Origin of the sequence: Leptospira kanakyensis (genome assembly GCF_004769235.1) — a bacterium.
In the GTDB taxonomy this organism is placed as follows: Bacteria; Spirochaetota; Leptospiria; order Leptospirales; family Leptospiraceae; genus Leptospira_A; species Leptospira_A kanakyensis.
On record NZ_RQFG01000018.1, the window covers coordinates 110,292 to 130,129 of the forward strand.

Here is a 19,838-nt window from a genome sequence, read left to right on the forward strand (position 1 = left end):
TTTCTTCGATATTTTTTTCTACCAGCCATTTTACACAATCATACTTGCCTCTAAAATCAAATCCAGAAAGATCAGTCCTCATGGCGACTCAAAATATACTTTGGACACCTCATTCAAAAGAGACAAACCTATCCCGTTTTTTAGGCCATCTGGAAACTAAATTTAATAAATCATTTTCTGATTATGTTTCTTTGCATAAGTTCTCGGTAGATGAATACCAATCGTTCTGGAAAGAATGGTTATCCTATTCTGGTTTTAAGTTACATCGTGAACCGGAAAAAACAATGGAAACAGGTACCCATTTTTCAAAGTCAAGTTGGTTCCCTGGTGCCTTGTATAATTTTGCTGAAAATTTGCTTGAAGTTGGAAATCCAAATGATGTTTCTTTGGTGTTTTATTCGGAAGATGGCCAAATTCAAAGATTAACATATTCAGAATTAAAAATCGAAGTTTTAAAATTACAAAAACATTTGTATGCGCTCGGTGTAATAAAAGGGGATCGTGTTGTCGGCCTAGTTCCGAACGCACCTATATCCACCATTGGGATGTTGGCTACCACTTCGTTAGGTGCTATATGGTCTAGTGCTTCACCAGATTTTGGTGTTCGGGGAATCCTTGATAGGTTTGAACAAATCCAACCTAAAGTTTTGATTTCTGTGGAGTCTTATTTGTTTAAAGGCAAAAAAATATCCATAGTTGATAAGTTGGAAGAAGTATCAAACAAACTCACAAATGTTATTAATTCAGAATTCAAACAAACTTTAGTTTATGATTTTGTGGAACCTATCCAAGATTTTGGTAAAATCAAATTTCCATTTCATTATAAAGAAATCGGTTCTGTAAATCCAGGAGAGAAACTTACATATACTTCGATTGGTTTTTCTGATCCAGTTTATATTATGTTTTCCTCTGGAACAACAGGTCTTCCTAAGTGTATTGTCCAAGGTGGGGGAGTGCTTCTTAATCACACAAAAGAACTTTCGTTACACTGTAATTTGTCTAAACAAAATCGTTTTTTTTATTATACAACTTGTGGTTGGATGATGTGGAACTGGTCTCAGTCTGCTTTGGCATTAGGTGCCACTCTTTATCAATTTGATGGGAATCCATTCCATCCTTCCTGGGAAACTTTATGGTCAATGGCAGAGAAAGAATCCATCCAAGTTTTTGGAACGAGTGCCAAATACCTTTCTGTTTTAGAGGAAGAAAAAGTCTCCGTTCAATCCAAGTATTCATTAGTAGATTTGAAAGTGATTCTTTCTACGGGTTCACCATTACCTAACTCCGGATTTCGTTATGTGTATGAAAATATAAAAAAAGATGTGCAACTGTCTTCTATTTCCGGAGGAACAGACTTAAATGGATGTTTTGCTTTGGGAAATCCCAACTTACCAGTGTTTGAAGGTCAAATCCAATGTAAGGGTTTGGGTATGGATGTACAAGTATTCAATGATATGGGTAAGTCGGTAGAAAATGAAAAAGGTGAGCTCGTTTGTCCTACACCATTCCCTTCGATGCCACTTTCTTTTTGGAATGATGAGTCGGGTGCCAAATACAAATCTGCCTATTTTGAAACTTACGATAATATTTGGTGTCATGGTGATTTTGCATCTATCACACCAGAGAATGGACTTGTGATTTATGGTCGCTCTGATGCTACCTTGAATCCAGGTGGTGTACGGATTGGAACTGCTGATATTTACTCTGTAGTTTCAACGATTCCGGAAGTGAAAGACAGTGTGATCATTGGCCAAGAGTATAAGGATGATGTTCGTGTTATTTTGTTTGTGGTTACGGCAGATGGTGTTTCTCTAGATGATGTTTTAGTCAAAAAAATCAAAGAAAAAATCAAATTGGAAACTTCTCCGAGGCATGTTCCGGCATTAATACTTTCTGTTCCAGAAATCCCATATACTGTGAATGGGAAAAAAGTAGAAATTGCCGTCAAACAAACAGTAGCTGGTTTGGAGGTAAAAAACAAAAATGCTTTGGCAAATCCAAATTCTTTGGACTATTTTAAAAACAGAAAGGAACTGAGTGTATGAATCCAGGATTTAATATTTTTGGATTCTTGGTTTTTTATTTCTTTCTTTTCACCAATCTTTTTGCAGAAACAAATCCAACTCATCAGTACTCTTGTTTTCAAACTAACTGTATTTCTTTTGATCTTCCTTCCAGGTGGTTTCTAACCGAACGAAGATCCAATGGAATCGCAACCAAGTTTGATCATTTCAAAACCTTACCCTTAAAAGAAGAATCAGGCCGAGAAATCATTCCTGCTCTAGTGATCCTTTTTAAAGAATCAGAAAACAAACTTCCTCTCCATCCGATTATTTTTCATGCAGAGTCTCGAAGATTTAGTATGATTACAAATGTTCGTAATTCTTTCTCCTTACAGAAAATTCCTAATGTTGAAAATAGTTATAAATTTTTAGGAATATTCGGAAATTTTAAAGATAAAGAAGATATTGTTTTACAACATTATATCACAGCAACCGAAGATAAATTTGGATTCACCATTATCATTACCTGTTACGAATCTGTTTATCCACAGATAGAAAAAGATATAAGGCAATTTCTGGACAGTTTGTCCTGGTATACAAGACCTTTACCATGGAAATTTAAAAATCCAGAAGAACAGATATCAAAAGCAAAAGAATTAGAATCCAGTGCTCTCGATCGTTTGAAAACCAAAAAATCGGAAGAGATATCTCTTGCTTTAGAGGAATTAAGTGATTCTTGTGAGTTGGGATCTGCTTCTGCTTGCGAAATGTTTACTTTGTTTATGAATTTAGGAAGATAACAACGTTAAGGTTATCTTTGCATCTTTTGGATGTATTCTGCCACTGCATCAATTTCCTGTTTTCGCATATGTGCATAGGCTTTCATATAGGTTCCTGGAATTCCGTTTTTAATGGTTTTGGCTATGGCTTCTTTTGTAGATCCATAAATGTATGTAGACTTGTCTTGAAAGTTCGGAACACGCGAGTTGGATAACAAGTGTGATCTGGTTCCCCTTCCATTACCCACCATTCCATGACAGGCAGCACATCCATTTTGTACATACATCGCTTCGGGAAAAGGAACGGTCACGGCCGGAGGAGGAGGTGGTTCTTTGATTGGTGATTCATTTTCAGGCGAACAATGAGGAAAGATAAAGGAACAACAAACCAATCCTAATAAAACAAAATAAGTTTTTTTGAAAACCTTTGATTTTCCAAACTGAATCATAATAAATTATCCTAAACTTTTAGCCAATAAACCAGATCATTCGCAAAGAATTCCTGATCCAGCCAAACTTAAATTGTATTTTTGCGACAAGTAACAAAAAACAATTTCTCTGCCTGCACTGGTTAAACTAGTTTTATAATAAATGACTTCGCTGATATGGCCAGAGAAATAGTTAGTGGTTGAGGCATCAGTTCCCAAATAGACATTGTTCTGCGTAAAAGTTTGTGCCGTGTTCATTGTGAATCCATTACTGAGTCCGCTGGAAAATAATCCGAATTGGGTAGCTCCTAGGTGTTCAACGGCAATTAAATAAGGAGTGAGTGTCCCGGAAAAGATTGGACTGCTATAACCAACATCACCAAATCCTAGTTTTGTCATATGCACCCGATTGCTTTGTAAGTGGTAGGATACACCTCCAGCCGCTGATTCTAATAACGGGCCATCGGTAACATTGGTTCGGCTAAATGCCAAAAAGAAAGTGGAGTTGTTGAAGGGAAGGTCTAGGGCTGTTCCTCTATAGAGATACTGGGAACTAGCACCAATAAAGTTGACTGATGGTTTGTCATTGTAGCCCACATTGTTGTATGTAGGCGCTGCGGGTCCATTAAAAAAGGATGCCGCATTCCCACTGCGATCATGCCATGTAGTAATGGGTGTGCCGTTTCCTTGGTTTGATAAACTATCGGCACTTAGGTGGAGTCTTAAACTGCTAAGACCTAATGTAGGTGACCATGAAACCACTTGTCTCGGATCATATCCGGAGAGGGCTTGGATTTCATTTGTACTTAAAGCTCGGTTATAAATCAATACATCGTCAATGAATCCGGTAAAATTAGTGGTGAGATCGGCTCTCGTTCCAATTGTGAAGGCAGTTGGTGTTGTATTCCAAGTATTTTTAATTTGAGTATCAAGTAAAACTCCATTGTGGTATAACATCGCCAAGTCACCGTTTGTTGGCCCATGGAATACACCACAAAGTTGGTGCCATACATTTTGATGGTTATAATAATATCCTTCTACATCATTTGTATATCCTGAAAAAAGGTATTTACTCCCAACATTTGCCGTACCCAGTGAAATCATATTATCGGTACTAGCCTGACCATAACTCACCATTGTGCCGGGGTCTGTTAAATTGGATTTATAATTCACACAAATAGTACGTGGTTTTTTGATTTTAGGCAAATGGGTGTCGGTTGTGGAAATATTTATATAGTTAGTTCCATTGGTAATAATGGCGCTTGCTGCATTTCCAAATCGATCAGTAAAAAGACCTACACCCATATTGGTCACTTGGTTGCCCATTCCACTGACATCTTGGAGGTTATTATTAAAATCAAAACGAGCGACAAGGCCCACAGGAATTTGTGCAGAAATCAACCTAACTTCTTTTTGGTCGAGGGCTTTGGAATAAATTCGTAAATCAGCCATTTTACCTGCAAAATTCTGAGTTGCGAATGTCATAACTTTTCCAACATAAATACCTGTTCCTGGAGTTGTTGTGACAAGACCTGCGATATTGGACGGGCCAGCGATCACAGTTCCATTGTTGTAAACAGTTCCGACAGTTCCATCAAAGGTTCCACAAATATGCGACCATTGGTTGATAGGGATTGAGTATGTTGTAAATACTTCACCGCTTCCCAAACCTCCAAATCGAATGACATTGGATCCACCAGCATTTTTAAATAAGGAAAGAATAAACTCCGAATTGCCACCAGGAGCCCCGTAAGAAAAAATAGGTGAGTTATCATTTCCATTGACTGGATATCTTTCTGGATGCACCCAGACACAAACACTCCTTGGGTGTTGGCCCAATGGTAATCCGAGTTCTGCTCCATTCGCATAACCTGCATTATCTGCTATAAATCGAATACTAGAACCCGGACTTCTATCGCGACCTGGTGCAAATCCAGTGAAACTCCCATACATGGAAAGGGTTCCACCTACCGGGCCTGTAGGATTCAAATTCCCGTTCATTTCATATTGCATTAAGAGTTCGATGGGCCGTGAGGAATAAGAGTTTCCAACAAGGGCGGAATCAGCGTTTCGAGCCAGGTCATTCACTTCCGCTTCATTTAATACTTTGGAATAATACCGAACATCCGCAATCCGTCCTGGAAAAAAATTGGCAAGAGAAGCAACACCGATGGAAAAATCTCCCGTTGGTGCGTTGGTTGAAAATTGTTTTTGAAACACCAAATTACCGTTCATATAAATGCGGTAAACGTTGTTGTTATCCACTGTCATGGCTACGTGTGTCCATTGTCCAGGGATGACATTCATAGGAACAGGATCAAGAGGGTTCCCTCCCCTAAGGATCCCGAGTTGGTTTTCGTTCGTGATAATGAGTCCATGACCGTTGGCACTGGCTGTTCCATTATAAACAATGACCTTGGAGGAAGCAGGACTTGTTCCATCCCATTGAAACCAAGCTGTCATGGTGATGTTGTTTACTGAACCGGCAGGTAAAGGTGCAATCCCTGCGTTGCCTGTGGACGTGGCTGCGGCTCCCGTAGTTTCTCCAAATCGGCCGAGTCCAAATCCAGGACTACCCACAGCAGTGATGGTTTGGCTATTTACATAATTTTGAACGGATCCATTCAGAGGGTAATAGGCTAAGAGTCCAGAGGCATTGAGAGACCTAAGTGCATGTGCGGTTCCAAATACTAAAATATTTCCAATGTTTGCAATGTACATCGGAGAGTCGATGATTGCATTCACACCTTCCCCATCCGCAAGACCAGTCCCACCGGAACCTGCAATGGTAATCACCTCACCCGTTGCCATATGGACACGTCTGATGCGATGGTTTCCATAATCTGCTACATATAAAAAAATACCATCATGAGTAATCCCATGTGGCATCACAAAGCTGGCGTTAGTTCCTGTAGCATCAACAAATCCAGTACTGGTGTTGCCAACAAGGATTGTGGTGACACCAGTGTTTTTATGAGTTTTTGTAATGTTATGAGTTCCCAGGTTGGTTGTATAAATATAATCACCAGAAATTGTAATTCCTTCTGGTTGGTTGATATCGCCACCACTCGTGAGTGTTGAAACTTCTTTGGTTCTAAGTTTCATGATGCGGATTGCTGAATTGTTTCTGTCAGCAATGTATAGTTTGTCATCATCGAAAACAATTCCTGTAGGAGAAGCAAACCTTGCGAGTGTAGGATCTGTGGAATCCACATTGGCATTGGTCGGCGAAAGAGTTGAATTGTCTCCGGCAAATGTTTCCGTGAAACCAGAGCTAATCAAAACTCTTTTGATTCGATTTCCCGTGAACTCTGTAACATAAAGATAGGTTCCATCGGTTGTGATTCCTCTTGGAAAATTGAAAGCACTGACAGCGCCTGATCCCGCTGTATTGCCAGGAGTTCCATTTCCTACAAGGGATGTCACTGCACCTGTGCTAGGAGTGAAGATTCGAATTTTATGATTTCCTGAATCAACAATGAATCCTCTAGTTCCATCAAAAGTAATCCCACCAATACTGGAGAACGTCGCGGAGGTTCCCGTCGCATCTGTGGATCCAGCTGTAGTTTGTCCAGCTGCCGTATTCACCAGACCCCGGTAGTAATGGATCTGCAAAGGTGCTGGTTTTTTTGCGGTGATGGTATTTCCATACCGATATCCTGCAACACAGTTCACTGCCACATTGGTAATGTTAGCTCCGAGTATTGTTCCCGAATGGTTGGACTCGATGGCACAAACATATCCCGGCGGTTCTGCCGTGATGCTAATGTCATAAGCAGTTCCACTCGCAACGGGAGTGGTAAAAGAAATGGGAGTGGATGTGGAGCCACCAGGAACATTGATGGAATCGATTCCATTGGTAACAGTGAGGCCTAAAGGTAAAGGAACCGTACTTGTGATGTTCCCGCTCATGTTATACTGATTGACCGAACAGATGATGGAAACATTGCTGATGGCCGTCGAACCAACGGTTCCAGTTGCATTGCCTACACTACAAGTTTGCCAAGGGTTTTGTGGACTAGAGAGAACGGTTACAGAATAATTGGAACCAGTCGGAATGGCTGTGTTGAAGGTAAATGTTCCATTCCCCGCAATGGTCAAATCATCACCCAAATTATTTTGTAAAACAAAGGTATTCACTCCAAAAGGAATGGTAAGCATACTGATGGTTCCACCCACTGTGTACACATTGGGTTGGTAGTTTAGGTTTAAGATATCACTTCCCACATAGTTTACTTTACACATTCGCGCCTTTACATTTTGAGAAGAACCAGGAGTAGGGAAAACATAGTTCCCTGCTGTTCCCGAAGAACAAGTATTTGCCGTCATTCCACAAACGGGATCTGTGGGAGTTCCCGCGGCCCCTTCTTGGCAGACCCATGTGGTTCCTGTCGTTGTGGTCGAAAAACTCACAGTTTGGCCTGAGTTCAATAGGAAACCTGTCGCCAAACTAGGAGTTGGTGTAGCAACTTTCAAAGTGTAGGTTGAACTTACAACTTGAGATTCCACCCAACCCGTTTTACAATGGATGGCTTTGATGACACCGGAGTTTGTATCCGTGATCGGAACTGTTGATGTTGTCATTGTTCCTGTAGAACAGGTGGGATCCACTTGGCCTCCGTTTCCTAAAGTATAACGATACTCGGAACCAGGGATGAGAGTGGAGAGGGTCACCGTTCCATCATCATTAAAAACAGATCCAGTGACAGGTGAAAAATTAGCAGTAGGCAAACTACAATTCACTACGGCGGTTCCCATATCGGAAACAGTCCCTGAATGTGTGGCACCGGCGGTAATCGTACATACTTGGTTAGGTGCTGAAGTAGCCACCGCAATTTGGTAATTGGATCCACCCGGGATTGTTGCGGGAAAGGTAAAGTTTGTCACTCCTGCATTGATCGTGACTTGTTGGGATACAAAGGGAGTCCCCCCTGTATTGACCAAATCCAAAGTTACAGAATTACTGAGGATACTCGTTGTAGTTCCCCCTGGGCTCGAAACAGTCCCGCTAATGAGATAGGCATTACTACAATTGACAGGAATGGTATAAGCTCCATTGGCAATTGTGACGGAACTTGTGGAGATCGAACAAACTCCCGTGGTGATGATACCACCTGGGTTATCAATTCCAATGGAAAATGTTCCCCCACTCAAATAGGTTCCAGGAAAGGCAAAGGTTCCATCGGAAGTTACATTGATTGTGTTAGAACCATCTAACGTCAGTTTGAGTTCGTTCCCTACAGAAAGAGTACCTAAAATCCCTGTGACTTGTGCGTTTACGGGAAAGGAATTGGTATTACAATTGATAGTAGCAGGTAAGTGTGCTGCTGCCATAGTTCCTGTCGTCATTGCCGGTGTTGTGATCGTACAAGTTTGGCTTGGATTAGTGGGTTGGCTTATGATGCTAAAATTATAAGTTTCACCAGCAGGGATGGGTGGGAGAGAAAAACTTGTGGAATTGACATTGATTACGTCAGTGCCTGCACCAGTTACATTTTGTACTTGGAGCCCATTCCCCAGAATCCCTGTGACCGTTCCATAAATCAGATAAAGTGCATCTCCACAAACAATTTGGATCCCTTCTATATTTCCGTTTAACACGGTTCCTGATCCTGAAGATACAATGCATTTTTGGATGGGAGCGGAAGGTTGTGTTTTCACGGTAACGTTGTAAGGGGAACCGGATTGGATTTTTTTGGAGAAGGTATAGGATTGGTTGGTAGCGACATCCACGACATCGCCGCCATTTTCAATTTGGAGTCCGGATCCCATAAGACCTGATACACGGAAAGAAACAGAATAGGTTAAGGTGTTGGATTGTAAAAAACGAAAAGTCGTGTAGGTTTCCAAAAATGACCGATTGATACTTGGGAATTGGCAAGCAAACAGCGGTAATATGATGGAAATAATGAATATTTTCGGCAGAAATTTCATAAAGTAACGTCGATCAGAAAAAGATTTTCCTTATCTTTTGTGACTCTTTCTATTATCGAATACTTAAAGGAAAGAATCTATAAAGTCCAGATTATTTCTTTCCTTAAGTTTCTATGACTCGATTAAATTTTACAAAACCTAGTACATAGCGATAACTAGCGCATACTTTTGAGAGAGAGTTTCATTTAAAACTCTTTTATTAACAAACGTCTGTTTGGTTTAATTGAGGCCTTTCGAAGCCAAAAACTCAGGATTGAAAATTTTTGACTGGTATTTGGCTCCACTGTCACATAACACGGTGACTATGGTATGGCCTGGGCCTAAATCCTTGGCAATTTGGTAAGCGGCAGCAAGGTTTATCCCCACACTTCCGCCCATAAACAAACCATCTTTTTTTAAAACCAAATTTAAAATCCGCAGGGCTTCTTTGTCATGGATCCGTATGGCGTCGTCAGCCGGCATCCCTTCCATATTTTTGGTGATCCTACCTTGTCCAATCCCTTCGGTGATGGATGAACCTTCGATGGTGATTTGTCCTGTTTTGACAAAGGAATAAATTCCAGACCCATGGGGATCGGCAACAATGCATTTGATATTCGGATTTTTGGATTTGAAGTAGAGGCCAGTTCCCGCGTAGGTTCCCCCGGTTCCGAGGGAAGCCGTCCAAACATCGATTTTGCCTTGGGTTTGTTCCCAAATCTCAGGCCCTGTAGTTTCAAAATGAGCATTCCTATTGGCTAAGTTATCAAACTGGTTGGCCCAAACAGAATTGGGAGTTTCATTGGCAATTCGTTCCGAGACTCGTACATAGTTTCCTGGATCAGAATAGGGAACCGCAGGGACGAGGGTCACATCGGCACCTAACGTGCGTAGCATTTCAATTTTTTCTTTGGACTGGGTTTCTGGGATAACGATGACTGATTTATAACCTTTGGCATTACAAATATGAGTGAGTCCAATTCCGGTATTACCAGCAGTGCCTTCCACTACAGTGCCACCGGGCTTTAGGAGTCCCTTCCTTTCGGCATCTTCTATGATGTACAAAGCGGCTCTATCTTTGACAGACCCACCCGGATTTAAAAACTCAGCTTTGCCTAAAATCTCACATCCTGTTTCTTCACTAAGTGAATGGATGCGTATGAGTGGGGTGTTCCCAACAGTATCAATAAATCCGTTTCTAATATTTGTTTTCATGAGAATCGACTTGACTCCTTCTCTTTAGACTTTCATCTTCCTAGTCTATGTTACAAACCATTCGCCGGTGGTTCGCTCCTGCTCCGTCCATACCCAAAAAGTCCGAAAAAGAAATCCAATCTCTATATCCGAAATTTCGTTTCAGAGTCTTGGAATCAACTTTTCTTGGTTATACGACCTACTACCTAACTCGAAATAACTTCTCTCCCGTATCCAAAGAAATAGGAGAAGCGTTATCTTATTCGAAAGCAGATATAGGTGACATCCTCGCAGTGACTGCCATCACTTATGGGATTGGAAAATTTTTAATGGGAGCACTCTCCGATCGTTCCAATCCAAGAAAGTTTATGGCTGTTGGTTTGTTTCTTACCGCCATTTTGAATTTTTCATTTGGATTTGCGAATCATTATTGGATTCATCTTTTTTTATGGGGAGCCAATGGTTTAGTGCAAGGAATGGGTTGGCCACCATGTGGACGTTCACTGGGTCATTGGTATTCAGTAAGAGAACGTGGAACTACGTTTGCATTTTGGAATATTGCACATAATATTGGAGGCGGGCTTGTCGGAGTGGTTGCTTCTCATTCGGCACTGCAGTTTGGTTGGCAATATGCCTTTTTTGTTCCGGGGATCATTGCCCTTGTTGGATCAGTTTATATATTCATTCGACTTGTTGACACACCACAATCTGAGGGTCTTCCTCCTGTCGAAGTATACCGAAATGATTACCCACCAGAAGAAAAAGAAAATCACGAAGCAGAACTTTCCACCAAACAATTGATTGTTGAGCAAGTTTTACTTAACAAATACATTTGGTTATTTGCAATTATTAACTTTTTTGTTTATATCATTCGTTATAGTTTGATCGATTGGGGCCCCACTTACTTAAAAGAAACAAAAGGGGCTGATCTTTTGGGTGGTGGATATTCCACACTCATTTTAGAATTTGGAGGAATTGGTTCCACAATCCTTATGGGCTGGGTATCCGATAAATTCGATGGGAGAAGGGGAATGGTAAGTTTACTTTGTATCATTCCTATTTTCTTTGCCTTTCTTGGAATTTTATGGAATCCACCCGGCAATATTATGATTGATTATATACTATTTGGTTTGATCGGACTTTTTATTTATCCACCTGTTATGTTGTTAGGTGTTGCTGGGATGGATTTTACTTCTAAAAAAGCGGTAGGTACTGCCGCGGGTTTTATTGGTCTTTTTGGATCTCTTGGACGAACAGCTCAAGGCAAAGGTCTTGCCATCCTTGCTACCAATTACTCTTGGGATGTGGCTCTCGGTGCCATTTTGGTATCAACATTGATTGCCATCTTACTTCTTGTTTTCAGTTGGAATTTACGACCACGTGGGTAAATAAATTGACTAAATCAAAAAAATAGATAGGATATTTAACTTATGACACTCGGCAAAAAAATTTCTATAGGAATCATTGGCCTTATCGCCATCCCACTCATTGTTGCACTCTTTCTACCTACGGGGTACCAGGTGGAACGTACCATCGATATAGCCAAACCAGCTTCCGATGTATTTGATTATATTCGTATGTTAAAGAATCAAGACCAGTATAGTGTTTGGGCCAAAAAAGATCCGAGTATGAAGAAAATTTATACAGGAGTAGACGGCTCTGTTGGTTTTATTTCTCGTTGGGAAAGTATGGATAACGAAGTGGGAACGGGCGAACAGGAAATCAAAATGATCAACGTGGATGCCCTTGAGATGCAAACGGAACTTCGGTTCATCGAACCAATGGAAGCTACCGAAAAAAGTTATATGAAGGTCTCTTCATTGGACCAAAAAAAATCCAAAGTCATTTGGGGTTTTGAAGGTTCTATACCTTATCCCTCCAATTTGATTTGCCTTTTTATGAATTTTGAAGAATTAATTGGAAAAGACTTTGAAGAGGGACTATCCAACCTTAAAGTTGTCTTAGAAAAATAAGGATATTCATTTCTATTGAACAAACAAAATATCTATTGGCAATTATACCAAGATGATCCAATTCTAAAACCCGGATTCCCATCCCCAATTTTGGCGGATCCGAGTTTTTTATTTCCTGAAAATTGTCCCGACGGCCTTTGGCACCTCTTTGCACACAATGTATTGGGAGTGCAAGAATTCCTCTCCGAAGATGGGATTCAATGGAAAAAAAGAAAAACTGTGGTGTGGAATGCCATGCGTCCCTTTATCTTTTTTGAAGACGGAACTTACTATCTCTATTACGAAAAATATAAATTTTTACATATCCTAATGTCTTGGTTTCCTTATCGGAAATGGAAGTCTCATATAGAAGTGCGAACGAGCAAAGACTTGAAGTCTTGGTCTTCTCCGAAAACTGTCATTTCACCAAAATTTCCTTTCCATAAAGATCCAAAATTTGGAGACTCAGTCAGTAATCCATGTTTGGTGAAGTTTGGCAAAAAGTACAGAATGTACTTTTCTTCTTCCTTGGTTTATATTCCTGATTGTGGTTTTTGTGAACCTAAACATATCACTGTAGCCGAATCCGAATCCCCACTCGGACCATTTTCTTATTTCTCAGATCCCATCCTTTCTCCCAATGAGATGGATCCATTTTGTAATCTCGGTGCAGGTTCCTTAAAGGTGATTGAATGGAAAGGTCGTTACCTTGGATTTCAAAATGGAATTTTTTGGAATCCAGTGAGGAAGGAATCTTGTTCTGCCATTCTCTTTTTACAAAGCGATGATGGTCTTAATTTTGAACGAATCAACCAAACACCGATTCTTGGGCCAACAGGACGAGGATGGAAGGCAAGCCATGTTTATGCTTGTGATGTAAAGTATTCGGAAGCCGAAAAAATCTTTATCCTGTATTTTAATGCGAGAGACAAGGCACATTGGTCCAAAGGAAAAGAAGCCATTGGTCTTTTTGTGGGTAAGGTGGAAGAATCAAATCTTTCTACTAAGAAATCCAACAAACAAATTCAAAAAAAGAAACCCAATCCAAAAAAGAAAATAGCAAAGCCAAAATCCAAAGTGGTTAAGTCTAAACGTAAATGACAAATTCACTCAAAGGACATTCCAAAGATTTAGGAGACAATTTCGTCATCCGCCGCGTTCTTCCTGCGATGGAAAAACGTTCGGTGGGACCTTTTGTTTTTTTTGATCACTTTGGCCCAGTGCCAGTTGTTACAGGTGAAGAACTTGTGGTTCGTGCCCATCCTCATATTGGTCTTGCTACCATTACTTTTTTATACGACGGGGTCATCACTCACCGGGATAGTTTAAAAGTGGAAATGGACATTCGTCCCAATGAAACCAATTGGATGGTGGCAGGTTCTGGAATCGTACACAGTGAACGCTCCAAATTTGATCCCAAATATGAAATATTAGAAGGTATACAAACATGGATTGCTCTTCCAAAAGAAAAAGAAGAAATAGATCCTAGTTTTGAACATTTTTCAGAAAAAGAAATGCCCGTTTTATCCAAAGATGGTTTGGTGTTTCGTCTGTTAGGTGGTAGTTTCCTTGGATTACAATCCCCGGCAACAGTCCATTCCCCTTTGTTTTATGCTGACATCGAAATCAAACCAGAAGCAGGTGAGGTAGATTGGATTCTGTCTGACAAAGAAGAGGCTGGACTCTACGTTTCTCGTGGTTCTATCGAATCCAATGGAGAATCCTACGCGGTAGGATCTATGGTTTTGTTTGAAAAAGGTTCAACTGTAAAATTTAAAGCCAAACAAAACAGCCGTTTGATGTTACTAGGAGGGGAACCCTTAACAGAAAAAAGAAATATATTTTGGAACTTTGTTTCTACAAGACAAGAAACAATTGAAAAAGCAAAGGAAAGATGGGCAAAAGATGAATTTCCAAAAGTTCCAGGAGAAACCGATCGAATTCCTTTGCCCAACTAAAGGGTAAAGATCGATTTTTATTTCAGATCATCTGCGGCTTTTTTGTATTCTTCCGCTTCCGCTCGAAATTCTTTTGCAAGGCTCAGGCAATGTTCTTTAAACTTTGCTTGGCTGATTGCTTTTCCACCATTGTTCCCTGCCATTTTTTCGTGTCTTACTGCATTGGCTTCCTTCTCTTTCGCAATTGAATTTAAGTAGGAACGTGCTGCCTGTTTACTTTCTGGAGAATTTGCCTCTTTAATCATCAAGTTTTCCAGTTCAGACAAAGCAAATACAGATGTAGATGCTAACACGAGTAATAGGGAAATAATTTTTTTCATAGTAACCTCTCTGGTGACTATTATACCAATTTTACCAGATTGTCAATAGGGTCGGTTATTGATATTTTACGTGATCCAAACCAGCTGACATAAAAGCCAGTTTGGTTCCAGTTTCGGCAAAGGCAGAAATGGTTTCTGAAAAACCAGAAGCTGTGATCATAAATGACTCGTTAGGGCCCACCAACTTTTGTAATTCAGGAAAATAAACCGATCCAGAAATTGTATAAAAAATTCCAAACGTGACAGGGTCGCATAACGGTGAAAAGTTGAAATTTTGTGCTTGGTTAAACTCCCAAGATTCCAATCGAAACTTGTCATTAGAGGTAAAAAGATATCTTGGAAAAGGATGGTAAGTGATGAGTTCTTTGATTTTTTTTTCAGTACCATCAGAGTTTTGAAAATTCAAAACCGCCAGCGCTTTTTCTAAATGGAGTTCTCTTGGATTACCATCATCACCCAACCTACCATAATCATACACTCTATAAGTAGAATCGGAAGACTGTTGGACTTCTAAAAGGAGAACTCCTCCTCCGATAGCATGAATGGTACCAGGATTTAATAAAAAAACATCTCCTGGTTTGACCTTCCATTTCCGAAGGACAGTTTCTCCGAGATTTTGTTTTACAAGTGATTCGTATTCTTCGCGGGTTGTGTTTGTATCAAATCCAACAACGAGTTCTGCTCCTGGATCTGCGGACAAAACGTACCAACATTCTTTTTTGCCATTGGATTTAGGGTCATATTTGAGTGCATAATCATCGTCTGGATGTACTTGGACGGAAAGTTTTTCTTTGGCATCAATGACTTTGACAAGTAAAGGGAGGCTAGACTTGGCAAAAGGTTTGCCTATTACTTCATTTGGTGCTTTTCGTATAAGATCTGTTAGTGGTGAATTTTGAAACTCAGGATTTTGGATGGGAGAAATGTCTGATCCGTAAACGGAAACTTCCCAAGACTCACCGATTTGTCCTTCTGGAATGTTTCGACCGAGTTTTGTTTGGAACTTTCGGCCTCCCCAAATTTTTTCCTTATAGATAGGGTTTAGAAATAGGACTTTGGGAATCTTTTCCATCGATTTCCTTTTTAGACGGCACTCCTAACCCGTAAAGGGATATTTTTGTGAACCAAGAGTTTCACCCTTAGGTATTTTTTCTTAAAATGGGTAAAGGAGTCAGGTCGGAATTTGGAGAGATCAAACTCAAAAACCTTTCCATGGATTAGGGCCGATCTTGGAAATTCTACCTTTAGATTTTTGTATCCTTTGTAACTTCCTCTTCCACTGCAGGCAGGACAATGTGGGTCACCACCCATACAATCGCGGCAAACTATTCTCACCGTGAGCGGGATGACAGCAATCACAGGTCTTATAATTTCTGATTCTTTTAAATCAATGATCAAATCATAATCAATTCCTGTAACTTTGCGTCTATCTTTGTTGCGGAAACCTTTTCGCATTAACCCGCGTTTGGCGAGTTCCAAAATTCCTGTTGTGAATCGGACACGAGAAACTGGTAGGACTACTGGATGTTCTTCGAGTTTACGTTTTAAAAATTCACGTGCGTAGTTTTTTTTGAATTCTTCATCATACAACTTTCGTCCTTCACCGCTCAAGGTTTGGTAAGCAGAGTATAGACTTTGGAATTTAGAATAGGAGCCAGTGAAGGGGTTGTCTGGATGGAATTGTTTCACCAGATGACGGAAAGAGGATTTAATCTCTTCCGTCGTGGCTCCAAAAGGAATCTCTAGGACTTCGTAAAGGTTGGTAGGTTGCTGTGGTGGTATGGAAAAACTCATGCCACCCTCATTGGATTATGGTTCTTGGAAATCTCCACTGACGGATACTTCCATAACGGATTCAGAAACCATTCTAGTTTCCAAACTACCTTTTGCTTGGATGTATCTGTCAATGGTTCTTGCAACTTCACGGAGTCTATCTCGGTAAGCGGTTGCTAAACGTAATCTTTCCCATGGGCTTTGGATTTTCTCTAATTCGAAGTTCAGAGTGTTGTCATCAGCATTTGTCACCGTGCGAACAGAAAGAACAAGTCCCTTCACTCCACCAGATGTATTGTTTTTCAATTCACGGTAAGTGGTCACGGGGTCTTTGCCTTTTTCAGTCAGTGATTTTCTGGACCAAAAGGAAATTTCATCTAATGAGAATCCACCGCCTTCTGCTCCGCCACCACCTTTCAATTTCATAACAAAACGACTATGTAATACATAACGTGGTTCGAATGGGAGGTGGATTTCCCTTGCATTGGTGACTTGGCCATAACGACTGTCTTTGATTTTCTTTTCGAAACTTAGGAATTTCACCTTATCGTTGATGACAGCATGGTAATCATCGACTTCTTTTCCGATTCTTTCAATCTTCTGCTGTTGTTTGGCGTTATAAGGAATGAGAGCAATGCTTCCATCCGGGTTTAACTTTTTAGAATCTGCTTGGCTTACAGGTTCATTTTTTTCATCCGCGGCCATTAGACCAACGGTGAGTAGAAAGGATAAAATTAGGACAAACGAGATGCGCATACGAACTCCCAGATAGTAGACTCTATATATATTTTCGACTTTTGAAATGAAATCATTAATTTGTTAAAAATAAGGTTGATAAAAAACGCAAAAACCCGATCCTTGCGGAAGGTCTCCCATGGAAATAAATCTAAAAAAAAATGCAGACGCCTATGTGATCAGCATTTCTGGAAGTTTGGACATTTACACTTCCCTGGATTTTAAAAACTTCCTGGAAACCAATGTTCCCACCCAACCGACTGAAAATCTACATGTCATCATCAATTTAGAGAAACTCAATTACATTGATTCCTCTGGAATTGGAATGCTCATCAAACAGTTGAATTATGTCCAAGAACTGAAGGGAAAATTCTCCATTGCCAATATGAAACCGGCGATTGAGAAGGTTTTTAAAGTGGCAGGCCTAACTAGTTACTTCCAAACCATTGGTGAAGACGAATACCGCGAAAAATACGCAGTTTAGTCGTTTCTAATCCTCTCTCGTCAGTCGATTTTCCAAAACAAAGGCATCCCAAACCCCCCAGAACCGTCCCAGTGAGTTATTGCTAGGAACCAGGTCTACATAGATCTTTCCGTCAGGATATTCCGATGGCTCTAGAGAAATTTCGACGGGATTGGGAAAACTTTGGTTTCTGTCCGCATAAATAGAAAGTTTGGGCCTTCCATTCACAAGGATGTTTAGTTTTCTCGGTTTGAATTTGGAACCTTTTAAGGGTCTGTAACGAGTTATGTCTAAATAGAGATAAACTGTAGATTTCGAAACAACGGATTTTTCCAAAAGGAAATGAAGCCCTGTTTCTGGAACCATCCGACAAATGTAATCTTGGAGTCCGAGGTGGGGTGCATCTGGTTCCAATTCGTAGGATTGGTAAATGGCCCAGGTTTTTAATTCAGGGTAGGTGGCAATGTCTTCGGGGAGTAAACCTTCTTCCAATCCAAATTCCTGTTTGGGAATGATCGAGTCGGATGCGAACACAGAAACCAAGTTTGATAAAAAGATTGCCGTAAGGAGAAGGATTCGTAGTTTCAATGGAAGCACCTAGTACAAGTATCGGATTACGAGACAAGTCCCCCTTTGAAAATTATTCGCTCTTTAGAATTGATCCAAAACGAGTTTCGAAATGGCTCCTCTTTGACTCTCGGCAACTTTGATGGAATCCATGTGGGCCATCAGACCTTACTCCTTCGTACTGTGGAGAAGGCCAAGGAACTGGGTTTACCTTCGGTAGTCGTAACATACTTTCCCAACCCTTCTGTGGTTCTTGGTAAAAAACCTAATTTTAAATATCTATCTTCGGAAAAGGAAAAAGAAGAACTCATTCGCGGGTTTGGGATCGACTATTTACTTGTTTTGGATTTTACCTTGGAACTATCTAAAATGTCAGCAGAAGATTTTTTAGAAAAAATCATGATCCAAACTTTGAACGCCAAACATATTGTGATCGGTTATAATCATTTTTTTGGAGCACAGCGTCGTGGTAATTTTACGTTACTCGATTCCAATAAATCTAAATATAGTTATGCGGTTGAACTAAAAGAAGCTGTTTTAAAAAAAGAAAGCAAAATCTCTTCTTCTCTCATCCGTGGATTTTTGGAAAAAGGGGAAATGGAGGAGGCTAAAATCCTTCTCGGTAGAAATTATCATATCACAGGGATTGTTTTCGAAGGTGCCAAACGAGGAAGGACCATTGGATTTCCTACAGCAAATATAAAAGTCCCCGAAGATAAACTTCTTCCCTCGATTGGAGTTTACGCTTGTTTTGCGAAGTTTGATGGAAAAGATCATAAAGGAATGGTGAACATTGGCCACAATCCGACTTTTGATGGTTTGGGACTCCATATAGAAGTGAATGTTTTTGATTTTGATGGTGATTTGTATGGGAAAGAAGTCGAATTAGAAATTGTTCATAAAATTCGAGAGGAAAAAAAGTTTAGTGGTTTGGATGAGTTAAAAGACCAGCTAACAAAAGATAGAACCACTGCTGTTGAAATTTTAGATTTTCACTAAGTGGTATAATTTTCCTTTTCGTTTGATTTTTCCTAAAATTTGCCCATTGGTAGAATCTTTCTCCAATAAACCTTCTAAGGATGTTTTGGAAACCGCCCAATCTTCTTTCAGTTCATCAAAATAAAATCCAAATTCTTTTTTAGAACTGTCCTTCATCAGAATTACATTTTTTTGTTTTTTTTCGCCTTCTTCCATCAACACAAAACCAGGCCCAGGGAATAAGGGTACGGATTTATCTTTTATCCGTAATTGTTTTTTAAAGGCGGGAATATCTCGTAGGATACGATAACTCTTTTTAGGAATTAAAAAGTTTACACCTTCTAACACATAACAGATAAAAATCATTTTTCCGTTTAGGTTTTTTGAAAGGGTTGGTGTTTGTTTTTTGTCGGAGATACGATTTGCGATCCGGGTGATTCGATTTTTTAATGCAGAATCTAAAAATTCTATTTTGTCTTCCGATTTAATTTTATCTAAAATATGAAAGAGTGAATCAAACTCTTTCTGTTTGTATTCGTTTTTGATTTGGAACTTATGAAGTTCTGTATTTAGGCGTCGGCTTCTTTGTAAAAAATAAGGAGATTCGTTAGATTCGGAAAGTTGGATCAACTTTTCTGAGTAACCCAAAATGTTTGTGAGGTGGTCTTTTGATTCTCTTTCCAGTTCTTCCAGACGGATCAATTCATTTTCTAATTTGATTTTGATCTGAAAGAACTCTTCTGCCCCCAATACTTTTTTGGTTGGTTTCATGGCG

At 40.0% G+C, this 19,838-nt stretch carries 17 protein-coding genes; 8 read left to right on the plus strand and 9 right to left on the minus strand.

All coding sequences use genetic code 11. The annotated features are described in order from the left end of the window. Positions 1–80: 80 nt before the first annotated feature. Both EHQ16_RS13015 and EHQ16_RS13020 read left to right on the plus strand, forming a co-directional pair. Positions 81–2,045 carry an acetoacetate--CoA ligase gene (locus EHQ16_RS13015; protein ID WP_135633925.1) on the plus strand — a complete coding sequence of 655 codons (1,965 nt, stop codon included), beginning with the start codon at positions 81–83 and terminating at the stop codon, positions 2,043–2,045. Then, positions 2,042–2,803, plus strand: coding sequence for a hypothetical protein (locus tag EHQ16_RS13020; protein WP_135633923.1), 762 nt, complete (start codon positions 2,042–2,044; stop codon positions 2,801–2,803). The genes EHQ16_RS13015 and EHQ16_RS13020 overlap by 4 nt, the downstream gene beginning before the upstream one ends. Positions 2,804–2,814: 11 nt before the next feature. Here the strand turns inward: EHQ16_RS13020 and EHQ16_RS13025 are convergent, their stop codons facing one another. The 3 genes from EHQ16_RS13025 to EHQ16_RS13035 all read right to left on the minus strand — a co-directional run bounded on the left by EHQ16_RS13025 (position 2,815) and on the right by EHQ16_RS13035 (position 10,338). Further along, positions 2,815–3,231, minus strand: coding sequence for a c-type cytochrome (locus EHQ16_RS13025; protein ID WP_135633921.1), 417 nt, complete (start codon positions 3,229–3,231; stop codon positions 2,815–2,817). Positions 3,232–3,267: 36 nt separating this feature from the next. Next, complete coding sequence (locus EHQ16_RS13030; RefSeq protein ID WP_135633919.1) at positions 3,268–9,144, minus strand: LamG-like jellyroll fold domain-containing protein; 5,877 nt, start codon at positions 9,142–9,144, stop codon at positions 3,268–3,270. A 219-nt stretch (positions 9,145–9,363) separates the two neighbouring features. Continuing rightward, positions 9,364–10,338 (minus strand): cysteine synthase A, encoded by a 975-nt coding sequence (locus tag EHQ16_RS13035; RefSeq protein WP_135633917.1) that lies wholly within the window; start codon positions 10,336–10,338, stop codon positions 9,364–9,366. Positions 10,339–10,385: 47 nt separating this feature from the next. Here EHQ16_RS13035 and EHQ16_RS13040 point away from each other — a divergent pair, with 47 nt between their 5' ends. The 4 genes from EHQ16_RS13040 to EHQ16_RS13055 are packed head-to-tail and all read left to right on the plus strand — an operon-like array spanning position 10,386 to position 14,227. Next, positions 10,386–11,705 carry an MFS transporter gene (locus tag EHQ16_RS13040; RefSeq protein ID WP_135633915.1) on the plus strand — a complete coding sequence of 440 codons (1,320 nt, stop codon included), beginning with the start codon at positions 10,386–10,388 and terminating at the stop codon, positions 11,703–11,705. Positions 11,706–11,747: 42 nt separating this feature from the next. Continuing rightward, on the plus strand, positions 11,748–12,290 hold the full coding sequence (locus tag EHQ16_RS13045; RefSeq protein ID WP_135633913.1) for an SRPBCC family protein: 543 nt from the start codon (positions 11,748–11,750) through the stop codon (positions 12,288–12,290). Positions 12,291–12,305: 15 nt separating this feature from the next. Next, entirely contained in the window at positions 12,306–13,370 is a 1,065-nt protein-coding gene (locus EHQ16_RS13050) for a glycoside hydrolase family protein (RefSeq protein ID WP_135633911.1), read from the plus strand. Continuing rightward, positions 13,367–14,227 (plus strand): pirin family protein, encoded by an 861-nt coding sequence (locus EHQ16_RS13055; RefSeq protein ID WP_135633909.1) that lies wholly within the window; start codon positions 13,367–13,369, stop codon positions 14,225–14,227. The genes EHQ16_RS13050 and EHQ16_RS13055 overlap by 4 nt, the downstream gene beginning before the upstream one ends. 17 nt (positions 14,228–14,244) lie before the next feature. Here the strand turns inward: EHQ16_RS13055 and EHQ16_RS13060 are convergent, their stop codons facing one another. Genes EHQ16_RS13060 through EHQ16_RS13075 form a run of 4 tightly spaced genes read right to left on the minus strand, consistent with a single transcriptional unit; the run spans position 14,245 to position 17,076 of the window. Next, positions 14,245–14,547, minus strand: coding sequence for an LIC_10421 family protein (locus tag EHQ16_RS13060; protein ID WP_244242076.1), 303 nt, complete (start codon positions 14,545–14,547; stop codon positions 14,245–14,247). A 55-nt stretch (positions 14,548–14,602) separates the two neighbouring features. Beyond that, complete coding sequence (manA, locus tag EHQ16_RS13065; protein WP_135633907.1) at positions 14,603–15,619, minus strand: mannose-6-phosphate isomerase, class I; 1,017 nt, start codon at positions 15,617–15,619, stop codon at positions 14,603–14,605. Positions 15,620–15,630: 11 nt separating this feature from the next. Beyond that, positions 15,631–16,341, minus strand: a complete 711-nt coding sequence (locus EHQ16_RS13070) for a DnaJ domain-containing protein (RefSeq protein ID WP_135633905.1) — start codon at positions 16,339–16,341, stop codon at positions 15,631–15,633. A 15-nt stretch (positions 16,342–16,356) separates the two neighbouring features. Next, positions 16,357–17,076, minus strand: a complete 720-nt coding sequence (locus tag EHQ16_RS13075; RefSeq protein ID WP_135633903.1) for an LIC_12936 family protein — start codon at positions 17,074–17,076, stop codon at positions 16,357–16,359. Between the two features lie 118 nt (positions 17,077–17,194). Here EHQ16_RS13075 and EHQ16_RS13080 point away from each other — a divergent pair, with 118 nt between their 5' ends. Further along, positions 17,195–17,539: an STAS domain-containing protein gene (locus tag EHQ16_RS13080; RefSeq protein WP_135601399.1), complete on the plus strand. Its 345-nt coding sequence runs from the start codon at positions 17,195–17,197 to the stop codon at positions 17,537–17,539. A 6-nt stretch (positions 17,540–17,545) separates the two neighbouring features. Here EHQ16_RS13080 and EHQ16_RS13085 read toward each other — a convergent pair whose 3' ends face one another. Continuing rightward, positions 17,546–18,115: an LIC10729 family protein gene (locus tag EHQ16_RS13085; RefSeq protein ID WP_244242077.1), complete on the minus strand. Its 570-nt coding sequence runs from the start codon at positions 18,113–18,115 to the stop codon at positions 17,546–17,548. Between the two features lie 36 nt (positions 18,116–18,151). Here EHQ16_RS13085 and EHQ16_RS13090 point away from each other — a divergent pair, with 36 nt between their 5' ends. Next, positions 18,152–19,084 carry a bifunctional riboflavin kinase/FAD synthetase gene (locus EHQ16_RS13090; protein WP_135633899.1) on the plus strand — a complete coding sequence of 311 codons (933 nt, stop codon included), beginning with the start codon at positions 18,152–18,154 and terminating at the stop codon, positions 19,082–19,084. Here EHQ16_RS13090 and EHQ16_RS13095 read toward each other — a convergent pair. After that, positions 19,070–19,834 (minus strand): hypothetical protein, encoded by a 765-nt coding sequence (locus EHQ16_RS13095; protein WP_135633897.1) that lies wholly within the window; start codon positions 19,832–19,834, stop codon positions 19,070–19,072. The two genes, EHQ16_RS13090 and EHQ16_RS13095, sit on opposite strands and share 15 nt — an antisense overlap. Positions 19,835–19,838 lie beyond the last annotated feature (4 nt).

Excerpts from the sequence above, each read along its gene's own strand:
- EHQ16_RS13015 (WP_135633925.1), top strand. The coding sequence starts at position 81 with ATGGCGACTCAAAATATACTTTGGACACCTCATTCAAAAGAGACAAAC.
- EHQ16_RS13020 (WP_135633923.1), top strand. The coding sequence starts at position 2,042 with ATGAATCCAGGATTTAATATTTTTGGATTCTTGGTTTTTTATTTCTTT.
- EHQ16_RS13025 (WP_135633921.1), bottom strand. The coding sequence starts at position 3,231 with ATGATTCAGTTTGGAAAATCAAAGGTTTTCAAAAAAACTTATTTTGTT.
- EHQ16_RS13030 (WP_135633919.1), bottom strand. The coding sequence starts at position 9,144 with ATGAAATTTCTGCCGAAAATATTCATTATTTCCATCATATTACCGCTG.
- EHQ16_RS13035 (WP_135633917.1), bottom strand. The coding sequence starts at position 10,338 with ATGAAAACAAATATTAGAAACGGATTTATTGATACTGTTGGGAACACC.
- EHQ16_RS13040 (WP_135633915.1), top strand. The coding sequence starts at position 10,386 with ATGTTACAAACCATTCGCCGGTGGTTCGCTCCTGCTCCGTCCATACCC.
- EHQ16_RS13045 (WP_135633913.1), top strand. The coding sequence starts at position 11,748 with ATGACACTCGGCAAAAAAATTTCTATAGGAATCATTGGCCTTATCGCC.
- EHQ16_RS13055 (WP_135633909.1), top strand. The coding sequence starts at position 13,367 with ATGACAAATTCACTCAAAGGACATTCCAAAGATTTAGGAGACAATTTC.
- EHQ16_RS13060 (WP_244242076.1), bottom strand. The coding sequence starts at position 14,547 with ATGAAAAAAATTATTTCCCTATTACTCGTGTTAGCATCTACATCTGTA.
- manA (WP_135633907.1), bottom strand. The coding sequence starts at position 15,619 with ATGGAAAAGATTCCCAAAGTCCTATTTCTAAACCCTATCTATAAGGAA.
- EHQ16_RS13070 (WP_135633905.1), bottom strand. The coding sequence starts at position 16,341 with ATGAGTTTTTCCATACCACCACAGCAACCTACCAACCTTTACGAAGTC.
- EHQ16_RS13075 (WP_135633903.1), bottom strand. The coding sequence starts at position 17,076 with ATGCGCATCTCGTTTGTCCTAATTTTATCCTTTCTACTCACCGTTGGT.
- EHQ16_RS13080 (WP_135601399.1), top strand. The coding sequence starts at position 17,195 with ATGGAAATAAATCTAAAAAAAAATGCAGACGCCTATGTGATCAGCATT.
- EHQ16_RS13095 (WP_135633897.1), bottom strand. The coding sequence starts at position 19,834 with ATGAAACCAACCAAAAAAGTATTGGGGGCAGAAGAGTTCTTTCAGATC.